This is a genomic window from Fibrisoma limi BUZ 3 (genome assembly GCF_000296815.2).
Classification (GTDB): domain Bacteria; phylum Bacteroidota; class Bacteroidia; order Cytophagales; family Spirosomataceae; genus Fibrisoma; species Fibrisoma limi.
The window spans coordinates 184,302-202,977 of sequence record NZ_CAIT01000005.1; the positions used below are offsets into that span (position 1 = coordinate 184,302).

Sequence of the window (18,676 nt, forward strand, 5' to 3'; positions counted from 1 at the left end):
TGAAGGTTGCCTTGATGGTTATCCGGTTAATTTATAGTTTAATTTATTGAAGTATGCCCAGGTATACGTGGTGGTTGTGTTGTCTGCTTTGTGGTTTGTTATCAGGGCCGGTAGGCTGGTCGCAGGGATTAATTACGACTGAATCCATTAGCACTACGTCGGTGTGCCCAGCGGCAACCATCGAGGTACCATTTATCACTACCGGTGCTTTCAACAGCGGGAATGCGTTTACGGTACAAATAGCAGCCGAAGGCGGTTCGTTCGCCAACATTCCGACGGGTACGCCCACGTTGATTCAGACCAACCGGGTCGTTACGTCCTGGCGCGTTACGGCTACGGTGCCGACGTCCACTACGGCGGGGGGGTATCGGGTTCGGGTAACGTCCAGCAATCCGGCTTCGATCGGGTCCGCCAGTGCGTCTACGGTATTTGTCAGAACTGTGTCGGCTCCACCCGTTGTGGCGCAAACGCGCGTTGACCTCTGTCAGAACGGCTCTTCACAGCCTCTACAGGCAATCGGTACCGGGCTAACGTGGTATGAACCCTCTGGCGTTGTATCGACTACGTCCCCTGCGCCACCAACCCGGAACGCAACGCAGAAACCGGAAGGCGACATTTATTACGTAACTCAAACGGAGCCGAACGGCTGCGAAAGCCAGCGGGTGGCTATTCAGGTGTTTGTGCAGGCAGTTCCGACGCTGTCCATCAGCGGAAGTACGGCTGTAAACCTGGGAGCCGAAGTCCCTCTGAATCTATCATTTACCGGCACCGGGCCGTATCAGTTCAGGCTTTCCAACGGGCTGGTTGGCACAGCAACCAAAGACACGATCATCGTGGTGTTGCCTGAGCAGACGACTACGTATCAGGTGGTCGAGGTTAGCAACCGGTGCGGAACCGGATCGCCGGGTAATAACGCATCCGCAACCGTAACGGTCAATGTGCCAACAATCACGACGCTGGCCCTCACGACGACTTCGCTTTGTGCCGGTACTGAACTGTCGGCCCGATTTCTTAGTAATGGGTCGTTCACGCCGGGCAGTACGTTTCGATTGCAGGTAGCCGGAGTTGTAGCTGATTCGGCCCGGGCCGTGTTTGCTGAAATTCCATCGAGGTACGACGGCGACGGACTGGTGACGGGCCGATTGCCCGATACACTGCGCAGTGGTCCGTACTGGGTGCGGGTGATTGCGACCAACCCCAAAGTTCCCGTCAAAGGTAGCCTGAGTCCTACGACCGTAACGATTCGAGCCTTGCCAACGGCGACGCTGACGGGAAATCAGCAGACTTTTGAGGGGCAGCCAGTTAGTTTTTCCATTGTTTTTACGGGCGAAGGTCCCTGGACGTTTACGTACCGTGATACGGCCGCAACGAGACCGCTTGTGACAGTGACGACCAGCACAAACCCCTACGTAGTTGATGTGGCCCCGTTCCGTACGGCAGTGTTTCGGCTGGATTCGGTCAGCAACAGTTGTGGCAAAGGGCCGCAGCGAACCAACAACATCATTACAATCACGGTACAACCCGTACTGGGGCTGGAGGGCCGGTCACTGCTGGAATCAGTGGACGTGTATCCGGTACCAGCCAGTACGTCGCTAACGGTACGGATAAATGGACAAACGCTGGCTCAGCCAGCGGTTATTGACCTGAGTGACCTGTCCGGTCGGCCGGTATTGCAGCGTAAAACCAGCCAGTCTACGGCGGTACTGGAACTGGGCGAGCATCCGCCCGGGATTTACATCCTTCACGTTCGGGTGGGTGATCGAACGGCCGCTCGCCGTATCGTGAAGCAGTGAATCACCGGCTGCGTTTGACCCGTTCCAGTCGTCGGTACTCTTCGTAAAAAGGTTCTCCGTTCTCAACGGCCTGGGTTAGTGTCGGCACCCCCCGGAGGCCCACTACTGCCAGCCAGCGTGATACCTCGGCTGCGGCCGTCTGATAGGCGAGCATTACGTGCTGATAGCCACCGCCGAAAAAATCGCGGGTTGATTCAAGCTCCGACAGCTTGATCATAGGGCCGTAGCGGGAGGGAATATCAGCATAATCGTCGTCAAATGCGGTTGGCAATGAATCCGGGCGCTCCCAGGTGTCGGGATTCGTAAACCGATAGTCGACCATCAGGGCCAGTCCTTCGTTAAACCACTGCGGAATCTGCCGCTTGACCGTCCACCAGCCCAGCCGGGCAAATAGTTCGTCGTGGCAAAGTTCGTGGGCGATTACGTCCGTATTGTTGCCTTCCGGCCCCAGTACCAGATAGGATGCACCCCAGGGCGTTCCTAAGCTACACCCGGCCCCTTCGCCACCAGCGCAGTAGCGTTCGTAGTCGGCCTGGTCGGGACAGTAAATAAGCGTAGCCCGGCCTTGTCGGTGCCCACCCCAGAATCGGCGAATGCGGTCGCGGGCGGCCGAAACGTGCCGGCGTAGTTCATCCTGCTGCCTGGGTGTTGTCGATTGGTTGACATAAACCGAACCGCTGCTATTGGCTGCGTCTAGCCGAACACCCTTCAGGAGCGAAAAATCATCCGAGCGACTTACCCACGCACACCGTAGTATGTGCGGATACAGAAGCAGAAGTCCAATAGGCAGGGCAATCAGGAACGAAAGACCATAACGCAGCAGTACGTTTTCACGCATGAAGATGTCAACAATTCGCCGGAATGATTGTTGACCTAAACATACGAATACTACCCTAATTTATGCCCACCTCACTTATTATTGGCGCGGGAATGTCCGGTTTATCGGCCGCCCGCGAATTGGCCCGTACTGGCTGGACCGTCACTGTTATTGATAAAGGTCGGGGCGTCGGTGGCCGGATGGCTACCCGGCGCCTTGAACAGGCCCGAGCCGACCACGGGGCTCAGTACTTTTCTGCAAAGACACCCGCATTTCAAGCGTACGTTCAGGAACTGCTGGCGGAGGATGTAGTGAACGAGTGGCGGCTACCCGATGCTGACCACCCTCGATACATTGGCCGGGATGGCATGAGCACTGTTGCTAAACAACTGGCTCGGGATCTCGACGTCCGCACGGGGGAACGGGCCGTAAATATCGAGAAAACTGAAGCCGGTTGTCTTGTACTGACGGAGACCGGCGGGCGTTACGAAGCTGATTCCCTGCTGGTAACCATCCCTGTTCCTCAGGCGCTGACCTTATTCAACGACAGCGGATTAATGCTGTCTGACTCAGAACAGGCAGTGCTGGCAACTATCGTGTATAAACCCTGCCTGGCTGTCATTGTCGCTTTAAATAAACCCAGTCGGATTCCGTCGCCGGGTATACTACGTTTTGATGAAGGGCCGGTTTCATGGGTGGCCGATAACCAGCAGAAAGGTATTTCGCCTAACCAGCCATCCGTAACGATTCACGCCAGTCACGCATTCAGCCAGGACCACCTGGAAGACGACCTGAACGCTGTTGGACGGGAGTTGATCGATCAATTGCCGGAGTTCCTGCCTGCCGACGCAGTAGCTACGTATCAGGTACACCGCTGGCGATACAGCCAGGCTGATCAGCGCCACGACGAATCTTTTCTCCAGATCAATGCGCCCTTCCCGCTGCTCATCGGGGGCGACGGCTTTGGTATGGGCAACGTCGAAGGAGCCTTTCAGTCAGGCTATGAAATGGCTCACTGGCTTATGCAGAAAGTGTAAGCCGCTCCGGGGTCTACGCTGCCTGGGTTTCGCTGATCATCTCGGCCACTTCACGGCCGGTCTGCATGGCTGCATTCAGCGATGGGTAGGCTGTCCGGTCGCCACACTGATACAGATGCGCATCGAGCCTTAGGGGTGCGTGGACGTCGGTTAGAGCAGAGCCTGCGTTGTAGGCTGGTAGCGCGTGGGGGATATGATAGGTTCTGATGTGCTGCCAGTTCTTTACTGTTTCGCCGAACCAGCCTGTCAGTTCTGTCCGGATACGTTCAGCCAGTACGTCTTCCCGTACGGTTTCCAGCCCCTGAGTGCTGACGGAGATCAGGCTCTTTCCGGTCGAGGTATACCCCGGCGCCACATCGGTCATTACGGCAATGTTGTGCACAGCCGATGCCCGGTTGGGGTTCAGCATGAGCAGTTTTTGCTGGTTAGGCGACTCCGGGGCCGCGAAGTACGTGCAGGTAGTGTGGTTAAACGCCTGCTCTGGTGGAGCCGTGCGGTTCAGAAGCTGAGCTGCCTGGACCGCATCAACAGCCAGCACAATCGTTTTTGCGGCAATCGTATCGCCGGTTGACAGCCGAATCTGATGCCCGTCAATGCTACTGACCGGACTGTTCAGGCGAATCTGGTCGGGAGTTAACCGGTTGGCCAGTTGTTTTGGGATTTCGCCAATTCCAAGGGCTGGTACAGCCGCATCGCCACTATAGAACATCCGGAAGCAGAACTCGAAGAAATTGCTGGATGTCACGAGCGCATCTTCCAGAAACACTCCCCCAAAAAAAGGCCGGAAGAAAAATTGAATTATCCGTTCTGAGAAACCCATTTCACGCAGGTATGCCAGCGTAGTCGTTGGGGTCTGTCGAAACAGGTCCGGAAGGGTCAGGCCCTTCGTTCGCCGGAGCAGCTCAACGATACGTAGTTTATCGGCCAGGGTACCAACCGGCGAAGCCAGCGTCTGAAACACCGATTGAGGTTCCTGAAAAGGATTGAGAAAGGTAGCCCAACGCGAGTCGCCTTCGCCCTCGTACCGGATCAGCGCTCCCGACCGGAAAGCCCGCAGGTTCAGGGCCGTGTAGTTGAGCAGCCGCTGGGCTTCGGGATAGGCCGTCAGGAGAATCTGAAAACCACGGTCGAGTCGGAAGCCGTCAATCTCATCGGTCCGGACGCGTCCACCTACGCCATCAGAAGCTTCGAGCAGGAGCGCGTTGACGCCGGCTTGCTTGAGGTAAACAGCGCAGGTTAAACCGGCTATACCGGCACCAATAATAACGACGGGCGATTCAGTGGCCATGCAGCAATTTGATCAGAAAGCCAAAGTTACTCCATCTGCCGACCTGTTCATACGAATCAAAACATCTGCTTAGTACTTTTTTTATAAAAATTGAATAATTTAAAGTTATGTATTAGGCAAGTATTTGATAATCAGTAATTGGTGGATATTGATTAGTAATTTTTTTAGGAATTGTAAATTTTGTCTATAACCTTTGTGTTATAGGGGCATGAACGTATTGGTGGTAGACAATTTCGATTCGTTTACGTATATGCTGGTCGATTATCTGCAGCAGGCAGGTGCCGACTGCCGTGTACGGCGTAATGATGAATCGTTGCACCAACTGACGGCGGAGCCGGTCGACGGTGTGGTTTTGTCGCCCGGACCAGGTACCCCCCGGCGGGCTGGTCAGTTGATGAATGTGATTGATCACTACTACCAGCGGGTGCCCATGCTGGGGGTTTGTCTGGGCCATCAGGCGCTGGGCGAATACTTCGGCGCTACGCTGACGCCGGCGCTCAGGCCAATGCACGGAAAGGTGGACAGGCTCCACGTATCATCCCGTGATGTCTTGTTTGACGGGCTGCCCGAACAGTTTGCGATAACGCGGTATCATTCACTGCTCCTGCGCAATCTGCCGGCTGAACTCGTAGCAACGGCCAGTACGGATTCCAACGAAATTATGGCAATGCGGCACAGTTTCTGGCCGATTTGGGGAGTCCAGTTTCATCCGGAAGCGGCTCAGACAGAGCACGGATTAGGATTATTAAAGAATTGGATTAAATTTGTAAAAAATAGGACCGTTAGTGCGGAGAAGATGATGTTAGCCCTCGCTGCATCCTAAACTGCTCAAAAGGTATGAATTATCAGATTCGGGAAGAAGCGGGGTTCCGCTATGTTGATGAAGGTCAGGGTGAGGTTCTGTTGCTGCTGCACGGCTTATTCGGAGCACTCAGCAACTGGGACGGTGTCATTAATGGATTCAAAGACCAGTATCGTGTCGTGATTCCTATGATGCCGATTTACGAAATGCCCGTTCGGGAGGCAAGTCTGGAAGGGTTAGTTGCGTTTATCGAGCGGTTTGTAGCGCAGAAACAACTGACCGATCTGACACTGCTGGGCAATTCGTTGGGCGGACACGTCGGGTTGCTGTATACCTTCAAACACCCGGATATGGTGCAGCGGATGGTTCTGACGGGTAGTTCGGGCCTGTTCGAAAACTCAATGGGCGGCTCATTCCCCAAGCGCGGCAGCTACGACTACATTGCCGAACGCGTTGCCTATACCTTCTATGACCCGAAAGTAGCGTCTAAGGAACTGATTGACGAGGTGTTCGAAATCACCAGCAGTATTCCTAAATGCATGAGCATTGTGGCTATTGCCAAGTCGGCCCAGCGTAATAACGTAGCTAAGGATCTGTATAAGATCCAGGTACCGACGCTGCTTGTATGGGGACTCAATGATACGATTACCCCGGCTGAAGTGGGTCATGAATTCAATCGGCTCATTGATAACGCTGAACTGCATTTTATCGACAAATGCTGCCACGCGCCTATGATGGAGCATCCCGATCGGTTTAATCAGTTGCTCAGCGACTGGTTGACCCGGCATCCGTTGGCAGTCAATTCGTTAGCTGGGGAAGAGGTCGTATAGCCAATCCAGTGCTTTTCAGGGCTATTTGCTTAGCGGAGCGTTTTGTCGGCGCCGTCTGCCGGCTGAACCGTTTATCCATTTTTCGCTAAGTGTTGGAAACTATGGTGTAATTTCCGTAGTTTTCTGCCATACAGTTTCTACTTATCGCCAATTACTATGCTTGCTGCTGAACTGATAGACCCAATGCTCCCGGCGTTGAAGCCCACCGACTCGGTTGGGCAGGCGCTCGACTGGATGCAGGAGCACCGCATCGGGCAACTGGCGCTGATTGATCAGAGCGAATACCGGGGCGTGGTTAGTGAAGAGTTGCTGATGGACGTTCCGGACGAAGAGCAGCTGCTTAGCGAGGTGATGCGTTTGTTTGAGCAGGTGTACGTCTATGAAACGCAGCATCTGCTGGAGGTGCTCAACCTGCTCATTGAAAACCGGCTGGAGGTGATTGCGGTGCTGAACGAAGGCCGTGAGTTTATGGGAACCATCTCTGCCAGCGAACTACTCAAGCAGTTTGCGCAGGAGCTGGGCGTGCAGGAGACCGGTGCCATCCTGATTCTGTCGATCAATGAGCGCGACTACTCTATGGCTGAGATCAGTCGGCTGATTGAATCAAACAACGTTAAAATCATCAGCAGCTACTATTCCAGCGCAGCCTACGGGATGCCGGATAAGTCGCGGTTGACGCTTAAGCTGAACCGCCGGGACATTACGCCGGTGGTATCGACGCTCGAACGGTTCGGTTATCAGATCGAAGCCGCTTTTGCCAATGTGCCGGTGGAGAGTATCGATCAGGAACGTCTTGATCTGCTGCTTCGCTACCTCAATACATAGTTTTTGGTTTTCGGTTTACAGTTTACGGTTGCTCCGCCGTCTGTGTCTTCAACGGTGCCAACCGTAAACTGAAATCCTTAAACCGAAAACCGTAAGCCGAAAACCGTCTTACATGAAAATCGCCATTCACGGGCGCAACTTCCCCGAATCTGCCAGGTCGTATATCCAGTCCATGTTTGATGAGCTGGCTCAGCGACAGGCCACCATCCTGATCTCCCATGCCTATCGCGGCTTTCTCGACATGGCTGGGATTGTGCACTACAGCGAAGAAACCTACCAACCCGAAGAGGGAGTCTCAGAAGCCGATTTTATCTTCAGCCTTGGGGGCGATGGGACGTTGCTGGATGCCGTTACGCACGTAGGAGCCCGACAAATTCCGATCGTTGGCATTAATATCGGTCGGCTGGGCTTTCTGGCTACGGTAGCGCCGGCTACGATTCGCTTCATGATCGACGCCCTTTATAATCAGCAGTATAGCATTGATGAGCGGTCGCTGGTTAGCGTTCAATCCAACATCGACATCTTTAATGGGTTGCCGTTCGGCCTCAACGACTTCACAATCACCCGAACCCAGACGTCGTCGATGATTACAGTGCATACGTATCTCGACGGTGATTTTCTGAATTCGTACTGGGCCGACGGCCTGATCGTCTCGACGCCTTCCGGATCAACCGGCTATTCGCTCAGTTGCGGGGGGCCGGTGCTGTTGCCGCAAACGAATAATTTCATCATCACGCCCATCAGTCCGCACAACCTCAACGTCCGACCCATGATTGTGATGGACAGTTGTCGGCTTTCGTTCGAGGTGGAAAGCCGAAGTGGTAATTTCCTGGCGGCACTGGATTCGCGTTCCTATACCGTAGATGTATCGACCCGTATCAGTGTGCAGAAAGAGCATTTTAAAGCGCGGCTCGTTAAGCTCAGCGACGATAATTTCCTGAACACGCTGCGGAGTAAACTGAACTGGGGGTGGGATATTAGAAATTAAAAGGAGGAAGGGGAGGAGAGGAGAAAAGGGGGAAGGATTTAATAACTGATTTTTCCCTTCTCCTTTCTTCCCTTCCTCCTTTCCTCCTTTTTTTCTTCCTTTTTTCCAGCGTGGCATAATTTTAGTGGGAATCTTCCAATAAAAGCGACACGTTGGCCGTTTCCGAGATGAACCGGCCAATCAATGCCGGATCAGGTTGATTCACGTAAATAGAAGTTATGAAGATATACCATTATGTGACAGCAAGCCTGCTGACAGCTCTTTTTATGGGCGGTACCGCAGCCGAAAGCTCTGCTCAGCGGCTTTACAACGGTTTTGCTCCTTATTCTTCCGTTTCCTTTGGTGTTGGGTCTTCTCACTATTACGGCGACCTGGCCGGTTATCGCCGGGGGCTTCGGGCTACGTATATCATGCCCCGATGGAATGTCGGACTTGGGTATACCCGCCAGTTTACACCTAAATTTGCGGCCCGGGCTATGTTTACCTGGGCACGTATTTCGGGGGATGATTATACGTTCAACAAGGTGGATCCGCTCAAATATGTACAGCAGTACGCCCGAAACCTGCACTTTCGCAATGACCTGAAGGAATTTTCCATCACGGGTATTTACAACTTCATTCCGGACGGACGTAACTCCAACGCACGGGCTAAGATAACACCTTACGTATTCGGGGGGCTGGCTTTGCTGGCTCATAGCCCCGAAGCCCGCACGCCTTACAACGAAAGTTCACCTGACTCGTCGCGCCGGTGGGTAAAACTTCAGCCACTTCGGACGGAAGGGCAGGGACAGCCAGGTAAAGATAAACCGTATTCGTTGGTGACACTGGCGGTTCCGGTAGGTATTGGCGTTCGGTATACGTTCAACGAATCGTTCAACATTGGTTTTGAAATCGGGTACCGCTACACCTTCACCGATTACCTCGACGACGTAGGTGGCAATCCGTACCCGGATCTGAACAGCTTGCAGGGGATAGCAGGGGAGATGAGTAACCGGCGGTTTGAGCGAATCGCAGCCCGCAAACGGAATGGCCCCGACCGGTATGCCGTGCTGGAAGATTTATTCAACAATGGTACGGCCGAAGAAAAAGCCGCCATTCAGGGGGCGCTGGAAACTCCGCTGCGGGGTGGCAGCGGGATACTCAGAGATGGCTACGTCCTGACAAATCTGTCGATTCATTACATTATCCCGGGCAAGATCAAGTGTCCGCCGATCAAATAGACAACGGTACGTAACTAAGTACTGTCTTCAAGTCTGATGAGCTATTTCCGAGTCATGATAGCCCGACTCTTCGCAGTCGGGCTTTTTATCAGTTTTGGCGCTCAGGCGCAAAAGATCGAAATTGGAGGAGGAGTTGGTGGGATGCTCTATAAAGGCGACGTATCACCGGCGCTCAACCCGCAGTTTTACCGACCGGCTGCCAATGTATTTTTTCGCTACAACGCGACCCGGTCCTTTTCGATCCGTGGAGGCCTTGCCATTGGTGGTATCCGGGGCGACGACCAGGCCAGCGGTGATCCGCTGCAACAAGCCCGTAATTATTCGTTCCGCACGCGGGTCAGTGAGGCTACCATCGACCTGGAGTATAATTTTCTGAATTATGTGCCGCAGCGAAACGTACTGAACTGGACGCCCTATGTTTTCGCCGGGTTTGGTCTGTCGAGCTACCGGAACACGGTATTTCGGGGGCGGGCGTTGCCCAGTTTCCCGCTTGGTATCGGTATCAAATACGAAATTAAACGGCCCTGGAGCATCGGGTTTGAATTTGGTACCCGCTTTTCGAACAACGACTACATCGACGGCCTTGGTGAGCGCACGTTTGGCGTCAATAACTTCAATAAACTCGCTCAGGGAAATCCGGCTCTGAAAGACAGTTACACCTACACGGCCCTGACCGTTAGCTACACCTTCTACAAAATCGTTTGCCCGTGAGTGCTCTGGGATCCTAATTCCAGCTTCCCGTTCCATAAATCGACCATCTTTGTGTACTTTTGGCGACTTAATCCATCGTAGCAAGGGTGAAAATTGACGTATATTCGTTCATGCGAATTGTCGGGATTGTGGCGGCTGTGTTAGTAGGAGGAGTCAATGTGGCTTCATCACAGGTTGTCCTGATTGATTCAAACGAGCCTACCGTGTATGCGTACTGCCAGCAGTTTCAGACGCTTTACGTGCAGATTCGGGAACAAACGATCGAACCTGACTCAGCCCGGGCGGTGTTCAGCGGCATTATGAAAGGGCTGCAGGAGCGCTTCCGTAATCAGGAGACTACCGTCTACGATAGCGTACGGATTGACAGCCTGATGCGGAACGGTGCGTATTTTAATTTTCCATTGCGGGGGTATTCGCCCCGTTCCATTGGCGGCACACACGGCGAGGGCTACCGTGGGCGGGGCTTCGATCTGTTCGATTACAAAGTTCGCGGAAGCCACCCAGCGCAGGATATCTTCATTTACGACCGCAATCAGGATAATCTGGACGATAACACAAAGGCCCCGGTCGATGTGCTGGCCATGACGAGCGGTGTCGTGATCGGTATCGAAACGGGATGGCTGCCGGGCAGTGAATACCGGGGTGGCAACTGGATCTGGATGTATGATCCGGCGCTGCACGGTCTGTTTTACTACGCCCATAACAACGTAGTGGCCGTAACGCCCGGGCAGTGGGTGCAGGCCGGTGAGAAGATTGCCGAAATAGGCCGTTCCGGTTATAATGCCTATAAGGCTCGCTCTGGAACGCACCTCCACCTGATGTACCTGCAAATTGGCCCGGATGGACTGCCGCAACCGCGGAACACGTATGAGTGGTTGCTGACGGCCCGGCTTACGAAATAAGCAGCGGAGCAGGGACCGGGGTTGTCTGCACGGTACGTCTGACAGCCCCGGTCCCTGCCCCGCTTATCTGGCAACGGCATTATAGGTCCCGTACCAGATTCACCCCGGTGATCAGAAAGATCATACCGACAAAAAAGGGAGCGGCTGCTTCGCCTTTACTAATGCTCATGCCCAGAACGGGTTTGTTATCAGAGAGAAAGGCAATCAGCGCGAACAGGACAACGGCTACACCCAGGATGGTCAGCGAAGCCCCGAAAAAGCGTCGAAAATTCGTGTTGTTCTCCATTATCAGTTATTCATTACTACTGGTTAATTCTTTAACGGGCGTAAGCCCATGCTTTCGGCCTTCTTCGAGCAGGAAGGGGTAAGCTGCGTCGAGTGTATTGGCCACAATGCCGTCCAGAATGGCTTCCCGCACAATTGACTTCAGCACACCGACCTCTTTGGACGGGGGCAAGCCAAACGTTTCCATGATTAGCTCGCCCGTAATAACCGGCTGGAAATTACGGAGCTTGTCGCGTTCTTCAAGGTCGTGGAGTTTCTGTTCAACTTTATCGAAGTTCCGAAGGTGTTTCTGCACTTTTTCGTAATTCTTCGACGTAATGTCAGCGCGGCAGAGGTTCATGAGGCCCTCCAGATCATCGCCCGCTTCGACCAGTAGCCGGCGTAGCGCCGAATCGGTAATCTGTTCTTTCACCAGCGCAATGGGGCGGAGGTGGAGCCGGACGAGTTTCTGCACATACCGCATGTGTTCGTTCAGGGGCAGCTTCATGGTCCGGAAGATGCCGGGTACCCAGCGAGCGCCCAGATCTTCGTGCCCGTGAAAGGTCCAGCCCACCTTGGCATCAAAGCGTTTGGTAGCCGGTTTGGCAATGTCGTGCAGCAGGGCCGCCCAGCGCAGCCAAAGTTCCTGATCCGGATTCGTGTCGGCGGTCGATCGCTTACGGTTCGCTACGTTGTCGAGCACCTGCAACGTGTGGTAAAAATTATCCTTATGGCCTTTACCTTCGATGGTTTCTACGCCTTTCAAGGCTACCAGTTCGGGGAAGATGCGGTCCAGCAGGCCAGCGTGGTACAGCAGCTTGAACCCGTAGGAGGGTGTTGGCGACAGGATAATCTTGTTCAGCTCGTCGGTGATGCGTTCGCGCGACACGATCGTGATACGCTCGTTCATCCGTACGATGGCGTCGAACGTATCGGGTTCAATGTCAAAACCAAGCTGCGACGCAAACCGGATGGCCCGCATCATTCGCAGCGGATCATCGGAGAACGTAATGTCCGGGTTAAGCGGTGTCCGGATGATCTTGCGTTTGATGTCCTTGAGGCCATCGAACGGATCGATCAGCTCACCAAAACCAGGGCCGCCGGTGTGGTTCAGGCTGATGCCCATCGCGTTGATGGTGAAATCGCGTCGATTCTGGTCGTCTTCGAGGGTACCGTCTTCTACGATCGGTTTGCGGGAGTCTGACCGGTACGATTCTTTGCGGGCACCGACAAATTCAACCTCCCAGTCCATGCCATCCTGGTGGGTGCGCAGCATGGCGGTGCCGAAATTAGCAAATACAGCTACGTTCGTTTGCAGCACCTTACCAACGGCTTCGGCGAGAGCAATGCCGCTGCCGAGGCACACAACGTCGATGTCGCTGGATGGGCGCTTCAACACCAGGTCCCGTACAAATCCGCCGATCACGTAGGCTTGTACACCCAGGGCATCGGCCTGGCGGGCGATGATATCAAAGACAGAATTTTTATGTAAGGTGTCGCTAAAGTTCATAAGTCATTCTGCGGTTTCGGCCCGACTGTCGGCTGAATCCGGCGCTGATTCGGAATGGTGGAGCTACCAGTCATTCCTATTTTCGTAAAAATTCTACTTCTCCACCCAGTCCCAGCCGAAGGATTCTGGGTTTGGTCAGGGTGGCTGGTGGCGTACCAAATCGATTGTTCACAAGACCCTCGGCCACCAACGGCAGTGCCTGCGCTTCGAATGGTATGATCAACAGCCCACGGCCCAAACTACCCAGGAGCCGCTGCACATCGGCGTTCAAGGACCGGCGAACGGCGACCTCCGGCTGCTGGTCAAGCAGGACCGGCGACAGGTTTTTGCCTTGCTGATACACCACGGTCAGTGGGTTTTCTGCAAACTCGACCAAATCGAACGCAATGTCGGGTACCCTGGCCACGTATAGCCCGAGCATATCCGTGTTCGGAATCAGCACGGTGGGTCTTGACCCTGCCGGAGCGGTTGCCATAACCGTCAGCAACTGCCGAACAGCGTCGTCGTTAACCGGGTCGGCTGCTATTGACCAGCCGGTTTCGTCGGCCAGGGCAACGAGTTGTCCCTGCCGGAGTTGATAAACGGTATCGCGGGTGTTTACGGCCATGATTTAATAACCCGCAAAGATACGTCAGGTTTGGGCGCTACCAATAAGTTCGTATGGGTTCAGGTGAGATTTTAGGGTAAGGAATCCTTTCCGATGCACTGACGATCTTTAAGGGTTTGGGGTGATGATACGCAAATGCAGTGCTTAAGCAGTGTTAGTCCGGAGAACCATGCCGACAGACGGTGCGTTATCAGGCCGTAATTAGTACGTTTAACACATGACGCCAACTGTGGGCAAATACATCATCCTGATCGGGGCCGCGATTCTGCTCGTCGGGGTGGTGGTGTACTTCTTCGGGGATAAATTAAACTGGCTGGGCCGGTTGCCGGGTGATATCCGGATTGAGGGTAAAAACGGTGGCGGGTTTTATTTCCCCATCGTGACGTGTATCGTCGTAAGTATTGTCCTGAATCTGCTCATCGTCCTGATCCGGAAGTTTTTTGGCTAGCCGATTCGGTTGAATTATCGGTGGCAGACTGGGGATCGTAAGTCAGCTTATTAATGTAAAACACCTCGCGCTGGTTGGTGAGATTACGTTCAGCCGCGATCTTCTGAAACCCACAGGCCAGAAAATGCCTGTCGTACCAGGCCGACAGGTTATCCTGCGCCGAAAACGTCACTTTGTCCTGTTCGGAGTTGGTTTGCAGCTTATAATTCGCGACTTCCTTCAACACCTTGCTGCCCTGAATCACTTCCGTGTTGATTTCGCCTTCGTTCGGGTAGGCCAGCACCATGTGATCGCCCTGCTGGGATACCTGCACCATTTCAAGCAGGTCAGGGCTGGTCAGCTCTTTGATAGGCAGGCAGTTGTCCCACAATAGCTTGCCCTGTTTATCAAAGCCGCAGATGAAGGCATGGGTATACCGAAATCCTTCGACGTACCTGCTGGTGGGCCGTAGCACACCTCCGTTCAAACTGGCCCCACTGTATTGCGGATAATATACCTCAGCTACAAGTGTGAGGCCCTCGGGAGTCGGTTTCAGGTCATGGACCAGCAGCCGGTAGCGGAATTTGACATCTTTGCCTTCTTCCTTTTTCTTCAGCATCCGCGCCAGCATCTTTTGCTGCCGACGGGGTTTGAGGTAATTAAAGAAGTTTTTTAACTGCGAAAACTCGATGTACTGGATGTCCTCTCCAGCCGATTCAGCTACGTCGGTTCGACCAGGGGCGTTGTGCCGGATGCGGGTAACGTAAATGCCCTGTGAGTAAGGCGTACAGTCGGTGGAGTAGTTGCCGACCAGCAGCGATTCGTGTTCGTCAACCGGCAATAGCTTACCCGAAATCAGACTGTTTTGGGCATCATCGAATGTCAGCGTGCGCAGTAGCTTGCCTTCGTAGGAGAACGTCCGGACCGAAAACTGGCAGCCGCGCCGGAGCGTATGAACCAGTACGTGTACTTCTTGCCGGCTCTCGTCTACCTCCAGACTGTTTATCTCCATGTGGTTAACGTACAGACTGGGTAGCACCTTCGTTGACCGGTCGAAGAACGAGAACGACATAACCAGCGGTCGGTTATGGTGGTAGCCGCCAACGTAGGCCTGGTTGCCCAGTACTTTAAAATGCCGTATGTCGAACGGTTCGATCAGATTACCTTCGAAGGTCTCGGTGGTGCCGTCGTCGAGATTCAGCCGCATGAACTGAAAGTGATCCGTATCCGGCTCCCGAAATAACTGATACTGATACCGGTCGTTGTGGAACGACTGAATGGGGCGATACCGGCTGTCCTGTTTGAACTCTGTTTGCCAGATGAGTTTGAGGTCAGTATTGTATTTCTGAAAGCGGAAATGGGCGGGGGTGTTGTCGTAAAAGGCACCGGTCCGGATCGTAACCAGCACTCCTCGTTCGGCCAGGGGCGTTACGTCGAAGGCTTCTTCTTCGTTCGGATTGGAGGCCAGTTCCAACCGGAGCGAATGGGCCAGTTGTGCGCGAACCGGATTGACCATACCCAGCCAAAGCACCAACAACCAGCCGATATGACGACAACCTGTTATCATTAGTCAAAAATAATAAAAAAAGCGAAGGGCAGGGGGCTTGGGGCAAAGGGTTTAGGGCAAAGGGCTTGGGGTAAAGGTGATAGACGTGTGTAAACCCTACGCTTCGCCCTAAACCCTTTGCCCCAAGCCCTTTGCTCCTGGCTCACTACGCCCACCGTTTCTTCAGAAAATCTTTCATGAACACGTTCACATCCCACTGACTCGCAACGGGCTGCTGGGTGTACGGTAACGTGGGCAAATACCCTGCCGGACCAAACTCACACGTAACGGTTACCGTATTGGCCCCGGCTTTTTGCTGCCGTTCGCGGATCTGGTCCCACCAGCGGGCGTGTTTTTCGAGGGCATCTTTCCACTCCGGGGCGCGGGGGTCGTTGACCTGTGGCCCTTCCGGATGCCCGACGCGGCAATGGATGTGGTCGCTACGGTCGATAGCGCGGGTAACGTTGTCGGCCTGATCGTCGAGGTACGATTCTGCTACGTTGACCCAGTGCGAATAGTCGGCCGTAAGCCGCAGATCCGGGAATTTGAGCAGATAGTGCTGAATACCCGGGGCGCTGTAGGTAAAACGACCCCGGTGCGTTTCGTGCAAAATCCGGATGCCCGTTTGTTTCTGAACCTCCAGCGCCACCTGAATCAGTTCGCCGTTCTGCTCAAAGGTAAAGTAATCGCGGCCGGTATGTGAATTGATGAACAGCGGCTTAAACGACGCAATGTGAAGCAGGTCGTCGCGGAACGTTTGTTTATGTTCCGCAAAGGTTTTTCCGCCCCCGAAGGCCATCAGAATGACACTGAGGCCGTTGTCGCGCATCACGGTAACGGCTTCCTGGCGTTTGTCGCGGCCGGCGGCAATTTCCATGCCGTCGTAGCCAGCGGCTTTCACACGTTTGGCGGCTTCGGGGTAGGAGAGGCTTTCCATACCCCACATTGGGCAGAAGAACTTGGTCGTCACGGTATACTAAGGGTTTATGTGCTGGCAAAGTAACCGGAAAATGCCCTATTGGTCAACTCAGGAAATGTGTGGAGCCGCCGATTTATTAAGTAGTGAGATGCAGACCTGTCCTGGCCAAGCTCCAGCTTGGCCTGTGTGAAAAATTAAATCAATCCCTCACGGGCCAAGCTGGAGCTTGGCCAGGACAAATGCACCAGGTTTTAGGAAAGCCAAAGTGAAATTCGTTTTTTGATAAACCAGATACTATTACGTTTCTCAAGCAGGAAGCAACTGCCGGAGCCGCCGTCGGACGTACTGGTTTCACTGTAGAAACAAATAGCTTTCGTTCGGTCGGGCGAGTAGACTACTTGCGATAGGTAAATGAGTTTTTCCAGGTTTTTGTAAGTCGCCTGAAGGTCAAGGAAGCTTTGCTGGTCAGATCGACGAGGGAGAAAAGCAGCTTGTCGACATTGCAGTTTCGGCAACGTTGAGAGAGTACGTTCCGTAAACTTTCTATGGTTGATACCTTTCAGGAACGAACGCCAATCTGTATCAAGCACGTACTCTGTTGCCAATCGCCTGAACGTAGTCAACTCATCAAATTCATCGAGTGAGTCGGCGGTCGGTGTAATCGTTGTCCGGTTGATTAATACCAGCCGGTTTTGGTGTGATTGGTCCGTTTCGTGGCCGCATTGACTATCCGCATCGATCAGTTGAGCATAGATGACGTAATCAGTGGACGCAACCGGTAGAGTTGTTTTTGCCACGTCAGAGCGCACCCAGCTTACAGGGAGTAGTAATGTGAGCAGAAGAAGTAAATGCCAGTTTAGAATCATTGGTCTGAAGGAACATAGCACCACACGATAGTAGCATTTTATCGGCAATATCACGTACTTTACCGGCTCGAAATAGAAAAATTTGTCTGCTTGGTTTCAGTCAATATTTTCTGGGATGAGTTACTAATCAAACCTTTTTTCCTCTGAGTTATGAGCGAAATCGCCACCCGATTTGCCCCGGGCGTTGTCACCGGCGACGGCGTCACCGAAATTTTCCGTCACGCCAATGAGAATGACTACGCGCTGCCAGCCGTTAACGTTGTTGGTACGGACTCTGTCAACGCCGTTCTGGAAACGGCTAAAGCGGTTAATTCTCCCGTAATCATTCAGTTCTCGAACGGTGGAGGAATTTTCTACGCCGGCAAAAGTCTGCCGAACGATAAGCAGCAGGCGGCCATTGCGGGGTCTATCTCGGGCGCACTGCATATCCATAACGTAGCCGAACTGTACGGCGTGCCCGTGATCCTGCATACCGACCACTGCGCCAAAAAACTGCTGCCGTGGATTGATGGTCTGCTCGAAGCTGGTGAGCGCCACTTCGACCAGTACGGTAAGCCGCTGTTCTCGTCGCACATGCTCGACCTGTCGGAGGAGCCGCTGGAAGAGAACATCGAGATTTCGTGCAAGTATTTTGAGCGGATGGCCAAGATGGGCATGACGCTGGAAATTGAACTGGGCGTAACGGGCGGTGAAGAAGACGGCGTCGATAATTCCGACGTGGACGATTCTAAACTGTACACCCAGCCGGCCGAAGTGGCCCACGCGTACGAAGAGCTGAGCAAGATTTCGCCGAACTTCACCATTGCGGCTGCATTCGGTAACGTTCACGGTGTCTACAAGCCCGGTAACGTAAAGCTCCAGCCGATCATCCTGAAGAATTCACAGGACTACATCCAGCAGCACTTCGGTACGGGACCGCTGCCGGTGAACTTCGTGTTCCACGGCGGATCAGGATCGAGCCGCGAGGAAATCCGCGAAGCTATCAAGTACGGTGCCGTGAAGATGAACATCGACACCGATATGCAATGGGCGATGTGGGAAGGCGTTCTGAACTACTACAAGGCGAAGGAAGCGTATTTGCAGGCGCAGCTCGGCAACCCTGAAGGAGCGGATTCGCCGAACAAGAAATACTACGACCCGCGCGTATGGTTGCGCAAAGGGGAAGAAAGCATGGTGAAGCGCCTGACGGTTGCGTTCGAAGATCTGAACTGCATCAACCGCCTGGCGTAAAATCTCCGGCCTGGCCGAAGCCGACGTACTCCGCAGTACGTCGGCTTTCTGTTTTATAGGGTGGCGGACCACGTCAGACGGCACGACTGATGTT

19 protein-coding genes are annotated in these 18,676 nt (G+C 53.7%); 11 read left to right on the forward strand and 8 right to left on the reverse strand.

Annotated features, from left to right (window positions below):
- Positions 1–53: 53 nt before the first annotated feature.
- Positions 54–1,793 carry a T9SS type A sorting domain-containing protein gene (locus BN8_RS05565; RefSeq protein WP_009280836.1) on the forward strand — a complete coding sequence of 580 codons (1,740 nt, stop codon included), beginning with the start codon at positions 54–56 and terminating at the stop codon, positions 1,791–1,793.
- Position 1,794: 1 nt separating this feature from the next.
- Here the strand turns inward: BN8_RS05565 and BN8_RS05570 are convergent, their stop codons facing one another.
- Complete coding sequence (locus tag BN8_RS05570; RefSeq protein WP_009280837.1) at positions 1,795–2,631, reverse strand: hypothetical protein; 837 nt, start codon at positions 2,629–2,631, stop codon at positions 1,795–1,797.
- A gap of 62 nt (positions 2,632–2,693) precedes the next feature.
- On the opposite strand from BN8_RS05570, the gene BN8_RS05575 reads away from it, so the two are divergent.
- Positions 2,694–3,647: an NAD(P)/FAD-dependent oxidoreductase gene (locus tag BN8_RS05575; RefSeq protein ID WP_009280838.1), complete on the forward strand. Its 954-nt coding sequence runs from the start codon at positions 2,694–2,696 to the stop codon at positions 3,645–3,647.
- Between the two features lie 13 nt (positions 3,648–3,660).
- Here BN8_RS05575 and BN8_RS05580 read toward each other — a convergent pair whose 3' ends face one another.
- Positions 3,661–4,935: an NAD(P)/FAD-dependent oxidoreductase gene (locus tag BN8_RS05580; RefSeq protein WP_009280839.1), complete on the reverse strand. Its 1,275-nt coding sequence runs from the start codon at positions 4,933–4,935 to the stop codon at positions 3,661–3,663.
- Positions 4,936–5,143: 208 nt separating this feature from the next.
- Between BN8_RS05580 and BN8_RS05585 the strand changes: the two genes are divergently transcribed.
- From BN8_RS05585 to BN8_RS05615, 7 genes are all read left to right on the forward strand, one after another.
- A complete protein-coding gene (locus BN8_RS05585; RefSeq protein ID WP_009280840.1) occupies positions 5,144–5,758 on the forward strand; it encodes an anthranilate synthase component II in 615 nt (204 codons plus the stop codon).
- Positions 5,759–5,772: 14 nt separating this feature from the next.
- Positions 5,773–6,567, forward strand: a complete 795-nt coding sequence (locus tag BN8_RS05590; protein ID WP_009280841.1) for an alpha/beta fold hydrolase — start codon at positions 5,773–5,775, stop codon at positions 6,565–6,567.
- 156 nt (positions 6,568–6,723) lie between these two features.
- A complete protein-coding gene (locus BN8_RS05595) occupies positions 6,724–7,392 on the forward strand; it encodes a CBS domain-containing protein (protein ID WP_009280842.1) in 669 nt (222 codons plus the stop codon).
- 112 nt (positions 7,393–7,504) lie between these two features.
- On the forward strand, positions 7,505–8,380 hold the full coding sequence (locus BN8_RS05600; protein WP_009280843.1) for an NAD kinase: 876 nt from the start codon (positions 7,505–7,507) through the stop codon (positions 8,378–8,380).
- A 218-nt stretch (positions 8,381–8,598) separates the two neighbouring features.
- The gene (locus BN8_RS05605; protein WP_009280844.1) at positions 8,599–9,600 is read left to right on the forward strand and encodes a DUF6089 family protein; all 1,002 of its coding nucleotides are present in this window, start codon (positions 8,599–8,601) and stop codon (positions 9,598–9,600) included.
- Between the two features lie 36 nt (positions 9,601–9,636).
- Positions 9,637–10,311 carry a type IX secretion system protein PorG gene (gene porG / locus BN8_RS05610; RefSeq protein ID WP_009280845.1) on the forward strand — a complete coding sequence of 225 codons (675 nt, stop codon included), beginning with the start codon at positions 9,637–9,639 and terminating at the stop codon, positions 10,309–10,311.
- Between the two features lie 110 nt (positions 10,312–10,421).
- On the forward strand, positions 10,422–11,213 hold the full coding sequence (locus BN8_RS05615; RefSeq protein WP_009280846.1) for a M23 family metallopeptidase: 792 nt from the start codon (positions 10,422–10,424) through the stop codon (positions 11,211–11,213).
- A gap of 79 nt (positions 11,214–11,292) precedes the next feature.
- On the opposite strand, the gene BN8_RS05620 is transcribed toward BN8_RS05615, so the two are convergent.
- The 3 genes from BN8_RS05620 to BN8_RS05630 all read right to left on the reverse strand — a co-directional run bounded on the left by BN8_RS05620 (position 11,293) and on the right by BN8_RS05630 (position 13,594).
- Positions 11,293–11,499 (reverse strand): hypothetical protein, encoded by a 207-nt coding sequence (locus BN8_RS05620; protein ID WP_009280847.1) that lies wholly within the window; start codon positions 11,497–11,499, stop codon positions 11,293–11,295.
- A 6-nt stretch (positions 11,500–11,505) separates the two neighbouring features.
- Positions 11,506–12,987, reverse strand: a complete 1,482-nt coding sequence (locus tag BN8_RS05625; RefSeq protein WP_009280848.1) for a CCA tRNA nucleotidyltransferase — start codon at positions 12,985–12,987, stop codon at positions 11,506–11,508.
- A 76-nt stretch (positions 12,988–13,063) separates the two neighbouring features.
- Positions 13,064–13,594 (reverse strand): L-threonylcarbamoyladenylate synthase, encoded by a 531-nt coding sequence (locus BN8_RS05630; RefSeq protein ID WP_009280849.1) that lies wholly within the window; start codon positions 13,592–13,594, stop codon positions 13,064–13,066.
- Positions 13,595–13,811: 217 nt separating this feature from the next.
- Here BN8_RS05630 and BN8_RS05635 point away from each other — a divergent pair, with 217 nt between their 5' ends.
- Positions 13,812–14,042 carry a DUF2905 domain-containing protein gene (locus BN8_RS05635; protein WP_009280850.1) on the forward strand — a complete coding sequence of 77 codons (231 nt, stop codon included), beginning with the start codon at positions 13,812–13,814 and terminating at the stop codon, positions 14,040–14,042.
- Here the strand turns inward: BN8_RS05635 and BN8_RS05640 are convergent.
- From BN8_RS05640 to BN8_RS05650, 3 genes are all read right to left on the reverse strand, one after another.
- A complete protein-coding gene (locus BN8_RS05640; protein ID WP_229367756.1) occupies positions 14,011–15,588 on the reverse strand; it encodes a hypothetical protein in 1,578 nt (525 codons plus the stop codon). The genes BN8_RS05635 and BN8_RS05640 overlap by 32 nt on opposite strands.
- Before the next feature lie 145 nt (positions 15,589–15,733).
- On the reverse strand, positions 15,734–16,537 hold the full coding sequence (locus tag BN8_RS05645) for a sugar phosphate isomerase/epimerase family protein (protein WP_229367759.1): 804 nt from the start codon (positions 16,535–16,537) through the stop codon (positions 15,734–15,736).
- Positions 16,538–16,737: 200 nt separating this feature from the next.
- Positions 16,738–17,283, reverse strand: a complete 546-nt coding sequence (locus tag BN8_RS05650) for a hypothetical protein (protein ID WP_144051595.1) — start codon at positions 17,281–17,283, stop codon at positions 16,738–16,740.
- Positions 17,284–17,502: 219 nt separating this feature from the next.
- Here BN8_RS05650 and fbaA point away from each other — a divergent pair, with 219 nt between their 5' ends.
- A complete protein-coding gene (gene fbaA, locus BN8_RS05655) occupies positions 17,503–18,582 on the forward strand; it encodes a class II fructose-bisphosphate aldolase (protein ID WP_009280854.1) in 1,080 nt (359 codons plus the stop codon).
- Positions 18,583–18,676 lie beyond the last annotated feature (94 nt).